Origin of the sequence: Caldanaerobius fijiensis DSM 17918, from assembly GCF_900129075.1 — a bacterium.
In the GTDB taxonomy this organism is placed as follows: domain Bacteria; phylum Bacillota; class Thermoanaerobacteria; order Thermoanaerobacterales; family Caldanaerobiaceae; genus Caldanaerobius; species Caldanaerobius fijiensis.
Genome location: NZ_FQVH01000050.1, coordinates 1 through 12072, shown reverse-complemented (window position 1 = coordinate 12072; position 12072 = coordinate 1). Strand labels below are relative to the sequence as shown.

10 protein-coding genes and 1 pseudogene are annotated in these 12072 nt (G+C 43.5%); 9 read left to right on the top strand and 2 right to left on the bottom strand.

The features are described 5' to 3' along the window. On the bottom strand, positions 1-261 hold a 261-nt coding region (locus tag BUB87_RS13055), incomplete at its 3' end, for a transposase (protein WP_200792804.1). A 610-nt stretch (positions 262-871) separates the two neighbouring features. Here BUB87_RS13055 and argC point away from each other — a divergent pair. The 9 genes from argC (at position 872) to BUB87_RS13010 (ending at position 11720) form a co-directional block, all read left to right on the top strand. Continuing rightward, positions 872-1909, top strand: coding sequence for an N-acetyl-gamma-glutamyl-phosphate reductase (argC, locus tag BUB87_RS13050; protein WP_073346355.1), 1038 nt, complete (start codon positions 872-874; stop codon positions 1907-1909). A 33-nt stretch (positions 1910-1942) separates the two neighbouring features. Next, positions 1943-3160 (top strand): bifunctional ornithine acetyltransferase/N-acetylglutamate synthase, encoded by a 1218-nt coding sequence (gene argJ / locus BUB87_RS13045; protein ID WP_073346353.1) that lies wholly within the window; start codon positions 1943-1945, stop codon positions 3158-3160. After that, entirely contained in the window at positions 3157-4041 is an 885-nt protein-coding gene (argB, locus tag BUB87_RS13040) for an acetylglutamate kinase (protein WP_327021808.1), read from the top strand. The genes argJ and argB overlap by 4 nt, the downstream gene beginning before the upstream one ends. 12 nt (positions 4042-4053) lie before the next feature. Then, entirely contained in the window at positions 4054-5241 is a 1188-nt protein-coding gene (locus BUB87_RS13035; RefSeq protein WP_407641852.1) for an acetylornithine transaminase, read from the top strand. 4 nt (positions 5242-5245) lie between these two features. After that, a complete protein-coding gene (carA, locus tag BUB87_RS13030; protein WP_073346348.1) occupies positions 5246-6298 on the top strand; it encodes a glutamine-hydrolyzing carbamoyl-phosphate synthase small subunit in 1053 nt (350 codons plus the stop codon). A gap of 12 nt (positions 6299-6310) precedes the next feature. Continuing rightward, on the top strand, positions 6311-9547 hold the full coding sequence (carB, locus tag BUB87_RS13025) for a carbamoyl-phosphate synthase (glutamine-hydrolyzing) large subunit (RefSeq protein ID WP_073346346.1): 3237 nt from the start codon (positions 6311-6313) through the stop codon (positions 9545-9547). Positions 9548-9580: 33 nt separating this feature from the next. Next, positions 9581-10222, top strand: a complete 642-nt coding sequence (locus tag BUB87_RS13020) for a D-sedoheptulose-7-phosphate isomerase (protein WP_143156713.1) — start codon at positions 9581-9583, stop codon at positions 10220-10222. A 16-nt stretch (positions 10223-10238) separates the two neighbouring features. Continuing rightward, positions 10239-11300, top strand: a complete 1062-nt coding sequence (gene aroB / locus BUB87_RS13015; protein WP_073346342.1) for a 3-dehydroquinate synthase — start codon at positions 10239-10241, stop codon at positions 11298-11300. Between the two features lie 93 nt (positions 11301-11393). Next, entirely contained in the window at positions 11394-11720 is a 327-nt protein-coding gene (locus BUB87_RS13010; protein WP_073346340.1) for an ArsR/SmtB family transcription factor, read from the top strand. 171 nt (positions 11721-11891) lie between these two features. Here BUB87_RS13010 and BUB87_RS13005 read toward each other — a convergent pair. Next, positions 11892-12072 (bottom strand): annotated as a pseudogene (locus BUB87_RS13005) (IS110 family transposase); the annotation flags it as partial.

The following is a 12072-nucleotide window of genomic DNA, read 5'->3' as shown; positions in this document are numbered from 1 at the left end:
TCTATCACGTGGAATATCAATTTCCATTTCACCAAATTGAGTTTTTACAGTCTTTTGAGTATATCCATTTCTTGAGTTTGGAGTATCTTTATCTTTCTTCTCATACTTTTCATATCCAAGCTCTGTAGAAAGCTCTGCTTCAAGCATTTCTTGGATAGTATCTTTAAAAAGGTTTTTTAATGACGCATAAAGGTCTGGAATAGATTGAATATTGTTTTCACTGATGAAATTTTTTAATTGTTCCTTTGTCAAAATTGACATTTTTAAAAACCTCCTTCTCGGTTTGTTTTATTTTTGAATTCTTACCAAGAAAGAGGTTTTTAATCATTTTACACAAAATTTTTTACAGTCTCGAAATTGTCAAAGATATTTATATGATACGTCTTAATAAATCTGAAATAGAACAACTCACACGTTAAGTAGTTTACCAATTGATTCCTATATGTGTATAATAATTTATTACTAAATTCGCATTTTCTTATTTTACCAGTTACCCACAAAGTTATCAGAAAGTTATACACAGTTTATATATAAACAAAGAGGTAAGCCTTCATTTATGTGGCTTGCCTCTTTTTGAATTTAGGGCTGGTGAATTTTTTCTTCGGCAACCTATTTTGTATTCAAATAATTTTGTATCATTCAAATTACGAATCACAGATGCGTAAAAAAGTTGTTGCTTTTTTCTACATTAGAGAGTATAATGTAATAAAAATGAATTTTTATTCATTATTTATTATTATTTATGCGAAAATTACGACTGTTTATCGTATATATTGTGTCTTATAATGCATAAATATTAGATAAAAAACCATTGTAATTGGACGAATATTGTTATACAATTTATAGGATATAAAAGGAAAGGGGGTTAACCATGATAAAAGTAGGCGTTATAGGAGCTACCGGATATACCGGTGTTGAACTCATAAGGATTCTGGCGCGGCATCCCGAAGTTGAGATCGTCGGCGTCACTTCTAATAATTACGCTGGAGCAGAGTATAGTGACCTCTATCCAAGCTTAAAAGGCTACTTTGACCTTAAGTGCGAAGAACTACATACAGAAGAGCTGATAAAAAAATCAGATGTAATATTTTCGGCGTTACCTAATGGCCATGCCCATCAGCTAGCGAATGAAGTTGTGGCGAAGCACAAAAAACTTATAGACCTCAGCGCTGATTTTCGCTTTGATGATCTTTCTGTGTACGAAAAATGGTATGGACCCGTTCCTTCGCTGGACGACCGCATAAAGAGGGTATACGGCCTTCCTGAGATACACAGGCTGGATCTTAAAGGCGCCAATGTGGTAGGAAATCCGGGCTGTTATCCCACAAGTGTTATATTGGGATTGGCTCCTGCCCTCAGATGTGGGCTTATAAAACCGGAGGGAATTATCATCGACTCTAAATCAGGGGTGTCTGGAGCAGGACACAGTCCCACTCTTAATAATCTATATGCAGAATGCAATGAGAGCATAAAAGCCTATGGCGTTGCTCGTCACAGGCATACTCCGGAGATCGAACAGGAATTAAGTTATCTTGCAGGCAGCGATATTAAAGTGACATTTACGCCCCATCTTGTGCCCATGACGAGAGGTATTTTGAGCACTATTTATTGCGATTTAAAAGACGGCTTCACCATTCAATCGGTAAGAGAAACCTATAGGGAGTTTTACAGCAAGGAGTTTTTTGTAAAGGTGCTGGGAGATGGGCAATATCCACGCACGAAAGATACCTACGGTTCAAATAATTGCCACATCGGATTAGCCTATGATGAACATACAGGTAAGCTGATCATCATATCGGCTATAGACAACCTGGTGAAAGGGGCATCAGGTCAGGCAGTTCAAAACATGAATTCACTTTTTGGTTTGCCTGAGGATACGGGACTGGATTTTCCAGCCATCTATCCCTGATTTATGACAACCTATTGCGAGAGGAGAGTAGTTATGGATGTCATATTCAATGAAGGTGGTGTTACAGCTCCCAAAGGCTTTTTAGCGGCAGGAGTGCACTGCGGTATTAAAAAACACAAAAAAGACCTGGCGGTGATTTATTCGGAGGTTCTGGCTACGGCAGCGGGGGTTTTTACTACCAATAAGGTAAAAGCAGCGCCTGTGCGCATCACAATGGAAAACCTCAGCGACGGCAAAGCACAGGCTATTGTAGTCAACAGCGGAAATGCCAATGCCTGCACCGGTGAGAGGGGTTTAAAGGATGCCAGAAAAATGGCCGAGCTGGTTGCACAGAAGCTGGGTTTGAATCCCCATGATGTAGTCGTAGCCTCAACGGGTGTCATAGGTGTCAGCATGCCGATGGATAAGGTGAGGCAGGGTATTGAACAGTGCTGCAAGAGCATAAGCGTTTATGGAGGAGCTGATGCCGCCACAGCGATAATGACGACAGATACCTTTAAAAAGGAAATGGCTGTAAAGCTTGAGATCGGCGGAAAAACCGTCACGATAGGTGGCATGACCAAAGGCTCGGGGATGATACACCCGAATATGGCGACTATGCTTTGTTTTATCACTACCGACGCCAATATTGAGGCAAAAGCCTTAAAAAAAGCTCTTAAAGATGCAACTGCTAAATCTTTTAACATGATAAGCGTAGACGGCGACACCAGTACCAACGATATGGCGGTGGTGCTGGCTAACGGCCTTGCGGAAAACCAGCTTATAACCTGTGGAACAGAGGACTATGAGTTATTTTACAAAGGATTTGAAACAGTGTGTATAGAGCTGGCAAAGATGATGGCAAGAGACGGCGAAGGTGCCACCAAATTTATAGAAGTGCAGGTAAAAAACGCGCCGGATGAAATAAGTGCTGTCAAGGCTGCAAGGGCTGTTACCAGATCCAATCTGGTTAAGACGGCTATTTTTGGCGAAGACGCCAATTGGGGAAGGATTATATGTGCAGTAGGGTATTCAGGTATAGATTTTAACCCCGATCTTGTAGACATCTATATATCCAGCAGAGCAGGAGAAATGATATTGGCTGAAAATGGTATGGGACTTAACTTCTCGGAAGATAAGGCCAAAGCAATCCTCTCGGAGAAGGATATAAAGGTTATCGTGGATTTAAAGCAGGGAGATGGCTGTGCTACGGCCTGGGGTTGTGACCTTTCTTATGATTATGTAAAGATAAATGGGAGTTATAGGACATGATGGCGCTTATGGAGGAGAATAGTATTATGGAAGCAATTGAAAAAGCCAATATACTGGTTGAGGCTTTGCCCTACATCAAGAACTTTCGGGGTAAGACATTTGTCATAAAGTACGGCGGTAACGCCATGGTAAATGAAAAGTTGAAGCAGATGGTAATGAAGGATATAGTGCTGTTGAAGCTGGTCGGCATCAATCCTGTTGTAGTCCACGGGGGCGGGCCGGAGATCAACGATATGCTAAAAAAACTGAATAAAAAACCTCAATTTGTCAATGGCCTTAGGGTTACCGATAGGGAGACCATGGAAGTGGTCGAGATGGTGCTGACAGGCAAAGTAAATAAAGAGATCGTTTCATTTATAAACAGCTATGGCGGTAAGGCTATCGGTTTAAGCGGCAAAGATGGAGGGCTTATAACCGCCGAGAAAGACCTTACCAATGGCGATATAGGCTTTGTGGGATATGTAAAAGCTGTCAATACAGAGATAATCGATCTTCTGGTAAAGCAGGGTTATATTCCCGTTATAGCCCCTGTAGCTATTGGCGAAGACGGCGAAACCTACAATATAAACGCAGATACTGTGGCAGGAGAAATAGCGGGAAGCCTGGGCGCAGAAAAGCTTATAATGCTTACAGATGTGGAAGGGATATATAAAAATTACGCCGATAAGAATTCTCTTATCTCTTCTCTGGATATAGAGACCGCTTTAAGATACATTGACGACAGGATCATAGACGGTGGTATGATACCAAAGGTTTTGTGTTGCATAAATGCCATAAAGAAAGGCGTCAAAACAACTCATATAATAGATGGACGCATGCCCCATTCTATTCTTTTGGAGATATTTACAGATGAAGGAATAGGGACAATGGTTGTCCGGTGAGGAGGATTTATGATGGGTTACATTGAGATGGGGAAACAGTATGTTATGAACACGTACAACAGGTACCCCATTACACTGGTAAAAGGGAAAGGTGCTCTGGTATACGATGAGCAGGGAAACGAATACCTGGATTTTGTAGCTGGCATAGCGGTTAACAATCTGGGCCACTGTCATCCTTCTGTGGTGGCAGCCATTAAAAAACAGGCTGAGGACATGATACACTGCTCAAACCTGTACTGGAATATGCCTCAGGTTGAATTGGCCAGACTTTTGGTGGAGAACTCCTTTGGCGATAAGGTCTTTTTCTGCAACAGCGGTGCAGAAGCCAATGAAGCGGCGATAAAGCTGGCGAGAAAGTATTCAAAGAAAAAATACGGTGAGCATAAATACGGCATCATCACCATGCAGCAGTCTTTTCACGGCAGGACACTGGGTTCATTGACCGCTACAGGGCAAACCAAGTATCAGGCAGGGTTTGAGCCGCTTATAGAGGGATTTAAGTATGTGCCTTTTAACGATTATGAGGCATTAAAAGATGCCATAGATGAAAATACCTGCGCTGTCATGCTGGAGCCTATACAGGGCGAGGGCGGCATATATGAAGCGGACCCCGATTATTTGCAAAAGGTAAGAAGATTGTGCGATGAAAAGGGGCTTCTGCTGATATTTGACGAGGTACAGTGCGGCATGGGCAGGACAGGCAAGCTCTTTGCCTATCAACACTATGGAGTGCAGCCCGACATCATGACGCTGGCTAAGGCCATTGCGGGAGGGCTTCCACTAGGAGCTATGGTAGCCACTGATGAGGTGGCATCAGGATTTAAGCCTGGCGATCATGCATCCACATTTGGGGGCAATCCTGTGTCCTGCGCGGCAGGCGTAGCTGTAATGAAGGAATTGTTAGGAGGTGTCATTGATAATGCCAGAGAAGTTGGAGAGCACCTCAAGTCACGCTTGTTACAGCTAAGAGAATCCCATCCTGTCATAGTGGATGTAAGAGGAAAGGGACTTATGCTGGGAATACAAATGGCTATGCCTGACGTAACTGCTATCATAAATGGGGCCATGGAGAAGGGCCTGCTGGTCTTATCTGCCGGGCATAGTGTGGTGAGGATGGTTCCTCCCCTTGTCATAACGAAGGATGATGCAAATAAAGCTGTGGATATTTTAGAACAGGTACTAACAGAAATGGGGGTTTAGAATCATGAGGGCTTTTCTTGTACTGGAAGACGGCAGTATCTACGAGGGGGAGTCTTTTGGAGCCTGCGGTACTACTGTGGGAGAGGTCGTATTCAATACAGGCATGACAGGTTATCAGGAGATACTTACAGACCCTTCTTATGCCGGGCAGATCGTCGCCATGACGTATCCGCTTATAGGGAATTACGGTATAAACGATGATGATTCCCAGTCAAACGGCCCTAAAGTCAGAGGGTTTATTGTAAAAAAACTGGAGGATAGGCCTGTAAATTTCCGGTCAAAGATGACTTTAAGGGATTATTTAGAAATCCACGGCATAATAGGCATTTCCGGAATAGATACCCGCTCGTTGGTGAAAAAGATACGGTCTTCTGGCACAATGAAAGGCCTTATAACCACCGATGAGTGCAGTTTAACTGATATGGCCCGATTATCGTCTGCCATGAGTGGCGATTTATTACAATATGTCAGCACTAAAAAGCCCTATCGCATAGAGGGCAATGGCAGGCGAATGGCGGTAATAGATCTGGGGATCAAAAAAAACATATTGAAGAACTTTGCAGACCTGGGCCTTGACATGGTGGTTTTCCCGTACAATGCCACGGCATCCCAGGTCATGGAAGCACAACCCGACGGCCTATTTTTAAGCAATGGGCCGGGAGACCCGAAGGATGCTCGGGATGCTATTAAGCTGGTTGCCCAACTTAAAGGCAGATTACCTATTTTAGGTATCTGCCTCGGGCATCAGATTATATCACTAGCTTTAGGGGCAGATACCTATAAACTCAAATATGGCCACAGAGGCTCCAATCATCCTGTAAAGGATTTGAGAACAGGAAAGGTTTATATCACATCGCAAAATCACGGCTATGCCGTTGACATAAATACTATTGGTACCGATATGGAAGTCACTCATATAAATCTCAATGATAAAACCGTTGAAGGTGTAAAACACAAATATCTTCCTATATTTTCTGTACAGTATCACCCGGAAGCTTCACCGGGACCAACCGATTCAAGATATCTTTTCAAAGAATTTTTCAATTATCTCGTGTAAGGGGATGTTATTTTGCCGATTAAAGATGGAATAAACAAGGTATTAGTCATAGGATCAGGACCGATAGTTATAGGTCAAGCAGCAGAATTTGACTACTCTGGTACCCAGGCCTGTAAGGCTTTAAGAGAAGAGGGTATAAAGGTGGTGCTGGTCAACAACAATCCTGCTACCATTATGACCGATGAAAACATAGCAGACAGCGTGTACATTGAACCGCTGGATGTGGATACCATGTCCAAAATCATAGAAAAAGAGAGACCTGACGGCATACTGCCTACCCTTGGAGGTCAAACTGGATTGAATCTGGCTGTGGAATTAAAAGAAGCTGGGGTGCTGGACAGATTCGGTGTTAAGCTTTTAGGCACATCCATTGAGTCCATAAAGAAGGCAGAGGACCGCCAGATGTTTAATGACCTTATGAATGAGCTGGGCGAGCCCATTGCACCGGGCAGGATTGTGCGCAGCCTGGAGGAAGCGCTTGAGTTCAGCCATGAGGTAGGATACCCTCTTATAATAAGGCCTGCTTACACCCTTGGCGGTACAGGAGGGGGTATAGCTTACACCGAGGAAGAGTTTATAGAGATTGTATCGGTTGGCTTGAAATTGAGCATGGTTCATGAGGTCTTAATTGAAAAGAGCCTCTATGGGTGGAAAGAAATCGAGTATGAGGTAATGAGGGATAGCAATGATAACTGTATAACCATATGCAATATGGAAAACTTGGATCCCATAGGCGTTCACACAGGGGACAGCATCGTGGTAGCACCTTCTCAGACGCTGTCCGACATGGAGTACCAGATGTTGCGGTCGGCCAGCTTAAAGATAATAAGGGCTCTTAAAATCGAAGGCGGGTGCAACATACAGTTTGCCTTAAATCCCAAAAGCTTTGAATACTGTGTGATCGAAGTAAATCCGAGGGTGAGCCGTTCCAGCGCTCTAGCATCAAAAGCAACAGGGTATCCCATTGCCAGAATGGCGGCTAAAATAGCCGTGGGATTGACCCTTGATGAGATAACCAATCCTGTGACGGGCAAGACCACAGCGTGCTTTGAACCTGCTCTTGATTATGTAGTCACAAAAATACCCAGGTGGCCTTTTGATAAATTCTATACAGCTGATAGGACCATAGGTACCCAGATGAAGGCAACCGGCGAGGTCATGGCCATAGACAGGACCTTTGAGGCATCTCTGCAGAAAGCGATAAGGTCTCTTGAGATAAAGGCTTACGGGTTAAAGTTGAAAGACAGCGGCAATTGGTCTGATGATGAAATATATTATAAATTGAGCTATCCCAATGACATGCGCATATTCTACATCGCAGAGGCCCTAAGGCGGGGTTGGACTATAGAGCGTATACACGATATCACCAGAATTGATATATGGTTTCTGGATAAGATACAGAATATCGTAAATTACGAGGCTGTTTTAGCTGATAAATGGAACGATGAGGCAGTGCTTAAAAAGGCAAAGGAAATGGGATTTTCCGATAGGATGATAGCAGAACTGGCGGGAGTAAGCGAAAGTGATATAAGGTCCAAGAGAATAGAACATGGTATTGTTCCTGTTTACAAGACGGTGGATACCTGTGCGGCGGAATTTGAGTCGGTTACGCCCTATTACTATTCAACCTATGAGCAGGATGACGATGTGGCGGTTAGAAAAGAGCCCTGTGTCCTGGTAATAGGCTCAGGACCCATCAGGATAGGCCAGGGCATAGAATTTGATTATTGTTCAGTTCACGCCGTATGGGCTTTAAAAGAAGCGGGCGTGAGAGCCATCATCGTAAACAATAATCCCGAGACGGTAAGTACCGATTTTGATACAGCCGATGAGCTGTATTTTGAGCCGTTGACCTTTGAGGACGTAATGAATATTGTGGACAAAGAAAAACCCATGGGTGTGCTGGTGCAGTTTGGCGGCCAGACTGCGATTAATCTGGCCAAAGAACTGGCCAAGGAAGGCGTGACTATCCTGGGCACGCAACAAAAGTACATCGATATCGCTGAAGACAGGGAAAAGTTTGCAGAGTTTCTCAAAAGCCTGAATATTCCCCAGTCTGCGGGAGATTATGCCACCAGCGTTGAAAGCGCGCTGGATGTGGCTAAAAGGTTGGGATATCCGCTGCTGGTGAGGCCTTCCTATGTAATAGGAGGACAGTCCATGGAGGTGGTGTCAGGGGAAAAAGAGCTTATAAGCTATGTGGAAAATGCCATGAGGATATCGCCAGGCCTACCTATTCTCATAGACAGGTATATTGATGGCAAAGAAGTGGAAATTGACGCTATAAGCGACGGCGAAAACACATTGATAGCAGGCATCATGGAACACGTAGAGAGGGCGGGGGTACATTCCGGCGACAGCTTTGCTGTATACCCTGCGAGGACGTTAACGGTAGACGAAAAAAGCCTTATAGTAGAGTACACAAAGAAGATATCAAAGGCCCTTCACGTAAAAGGCCTAATAAATATCCAGTATGTGGTAAAAGGCGGCAGGGTATACGTCATAGAAGTAAACCCTCGGGCATCCCGTACCGTTCCTATACTGAGCAAGGTCACAGGAGTGCCTATGGTGAACATAGCCGTAAATGTAGCTCTAGGTAGGACGCTAAAAGAGATGGGATATCCCGACGGATTGTGGCCAGAACCGGATTATTACGTCATAAAGGCGCCCGTTTTTTCCCATCAGAAATTGTCAGGAGCCGACCTGGTCATGGGGCCTGAGATGAAATCCACCGGTGAGGCATTAGGGATTGATGTCAATTTTGCAGCGGCGCTTTATAAGGCATTTAAAGGGGCAAAAATGGATTTCCCCGTCAATAAAAAAATTTTTGTATCCATTTCTGATAACTGCAAAAAAGAAGCTGTATCCCTTGTTGCCAGGCTGGTTTCAATGGGTTATAATATATTTGCGTCAAAAGATACTCATAAGGCCCTTCAGAAGAGTGGTATAGTATCTCAGTGTTTTGACATAAAAGAAGGTGATGGCCTGAAAAAGGTAATAGATATGATCAGAGAGGGCTCTATAGATTTTATTATAAATATACCTACAAAAGGCAAAGATGCGAAGACATCAGGATTTAAACTGAGAAGGGCATCGCTCCAATACGGTGTACCTTGTATGACGTCACTGGATACCGCCAGCGCGTATTGCTATGTACTTCAAGAGATGCAAAAGGGCCTTGATGTCAATTATTACTCCATGAGCGAATACAGCAATATAAGGCAAATGGGAACGCGTAAAGAAGCATAGGCACAAGGACTATTAATAAAAGGATGGTATATGATGAAAGGCGAACACATCATAAAAGACCTTATAAACAGATATCCTGCTCTGGCTTCTTGTGAGGATGACATAAAAAAGGCATGCGAAATGATTATTGAGTGCTATAGATCAGGGGGCAAGCTGCTTATATGTGGCAATGGCGGCAGCGCTTCAGATGCCCTGCACATAGTGGGAGAACTCATGAAGGGATTTATGAAAAAGCGGAGTGTCCCTGAGCAGTTTAGATCCACGCTTATAGAAAAGTATCCGGATGAAGGGCGTTTTATAGCAGATAATCTACAGGGGGCACTTCCGGCTATAGCCCTGGTAGAATCATCAGCACTTATAACGGCTTTCATCAATGATGTATCTGATGCGATGGTCTTTGCACAACAGGTTTATGGGTTGGGGAAGAGCGGCGATGTATTGCTTAGCATAAGTACGTCGGGCAACTCTAAAAATGTCCTTTACGCCGTAAAGGTGGCAAAGGCTATGGGCTTAAAAACCATAGGTCTTACGGGGAGAGATGGTGGCAAGATGAAGGACTTTTGCGATGTATCCATAGTGGTGCCCGGCGCTGATACGCCACAGATACAGGAATATCACCTTCCTGTATATCACGCCATATGTATGGTGGTAGAAGAAGAGTTTTTTGATATATAGCATGGAGTGTTATGATATGGATTTAATAGTGGAGTTGGGCAAAAGGAGTTATCCGATAATTTTTTGCGATATAGACGAGGCTGGGCAGAGGTTGACGGAATGCGTAAAGTCGAAGAAGTTTATGGTGATAACTGATGACAATGTGGAGAAGTATTACCTTAAAGATATATGTCGTTCTCTTGAATCGCAGGGCTATGAAGTGGTGACATCTGTCATACCAGCCGGTGAAGAGAGTAAAACCATGGAAACTGCCAAAGGCCTGCTGCAGCAAGCGCTAAAATATGGCCTGGACAGGACCTCATGTATTGCAGCGCTGGGTGGGGGAGTGGTAGGAGACATATCAGGTTTTGTGGCGGCGACCTATATGAGAGGGATTGATTTTGTACAGATACCTACCACATTGCTTGCTCAGGTAGATAGCAGTGTAGGCGGGAAAGTGGCTGTAAACCTTCCAGAGGCCAAAAATATCGTAGGAGCTTTTCATCAGCCCAGGGCGGTAATAGTGGATGTAAAGACATTAAAAACCCTTCCAGAGCGGGAACTAAAGACAGGTTTGGCTGAAGTGATAAAGTACGGCGTTATAAGGGATAAGGGATTCTTCCAGTGGCTGGATATCCATATGGAGGATTTGCTGGCATTGGACATGGAGGCATTAAAGTACGCTATAAAGCGCTCCTGCGAGATAAAAGCAGAGATAGTGGGCCAGGATGAAACGGAGCAGGGCTTAAGAGCGGTCCTGAATTTTGGTCACACCCTGGGACATGCCCTGGAGGCTTTAACGGACTACAAAAAGTACACCCACGGCGAAGCGGTAGCCATAGGCATGGTTTATGCGTCAAAGATCGCTTTAAACCGCAAGATGATATCCCAACAATTTTACGATGAGATATTAAAACTTATTAAAAAGGCGGGACTGCCTACGGTCTTTGATGATTTTCCCTTTGAAGAGGTGTTGAACAAGCTGACCAGTGACAAAAAAGCCTATAATGGCAGGATCATATTCGCATTAGTTGACGAGAACAGGAATTTTATTAAAGCAGAAATACATCCCGATGAGATAAAAAGCGTCCTTTATTAAGGGCGCTTTTTTTCTTGACTATTGTTTAGACATATTATATAATGAGCATATACCGATATAGGAATATAACGATTACTAAAGCAGGTGAGATATGTGAAAGATCTGGTCGATTTTTTTAAAATATTATCAGATGAAACCAGGCTCAGAATAATAGTTCTGCTGTACAAACAGAAGCTATGTGTATGCGATATATGCAATATTCTGGAGCTGCCACAGCCTAAAGTATCCAAGCATCTGGCAAAACTCAGGGACAATGGGCTGGTAGAGGACAGCAGAAAAGAGCAATTTGTCTATTATTCGCTGCAATTAAAGGACTTTCAGAGAAATATAATAGAGGAGATTGTGAGCAACGCGGAAAATGATCCAGTGATTAAAGCGGATTTGGAGAAACTTGCACGGCAGGCGTGTTTTAAAAAGTGAGAGGAGGAAAAGTGAAAGACAAGCGGTGTAATGTCAAGTAGAATTTTTTGGAACCTTGAAAAATAAAGGCCTCAAAAACTCTAAAAAAGGCAACACTTAATAAACCCACCACATATTGGATAATAATGGAAGGAAACTTAGCTGATATTCAGTTAAATGTATTTACTAAATCTATCCATTACCTCCCGGTTGGTAGATTTGGCCTTTGCTCAGCAAGGCAAAGACCAGTCTTACAAGCTTACGTGCCGTTAAGACGAGGGCTCTCTTATGCTGGTGTTTGGTAACCTCATTGTACTTCTTGCAGTAAAAATCAGCATACTCTTTTGCGTGTATCCTTACGCAATTGGCTGCT

Bases quoted from the DNA above. Each gene is read 5' to 3' on its own strand.
- aroB (WP_073346342.1), top strand. From the start codon at position 10,239: ATGGATTTAATAGTGGAGTTGGGCAAAAGGAGTTATCCGATAATTTTT.
- argB (WP_327021808.1), top strand. From the start codon at position 3,157: ATGATGGCGCTTATGGAGGAGAATAGTATTATGGAAGCAATTGAAAAA.
- argC (WP_073346355.1), top strand. From the start codon at position 872: ATGATAAAAGTAGGCGTTATAGGAGCTACCGGATATACCGGTGTTGAA.
- BUB87_RS13020 (WP_143156713.1), top strand. From the start codon at position 9,581: ATGAAAGGCGAACACATCATAAAAGACCTTATAAACAGATATCCTGCT.
- argJ (WP_073346353.1), top strand. From the start codon at position 1,943: ATGGATGTCATATTCAATGAAGGTGGTGTTACAGCTCCCAAAGGCTTT.
- carA (WP_073346348.1), top strand. From the start codon at position 5,246: ATGAGGGCTTTTCTTGTACTGGAAGACGGCAGTATCTACGAGGGGGAG.
- BUB87_RS13035 (WP_407641852.1), top strand. From the start codon at position 4,054: ATGGGTTACATTGAGATGGGGAAACAGTATGTTATGAACACGTACAAC.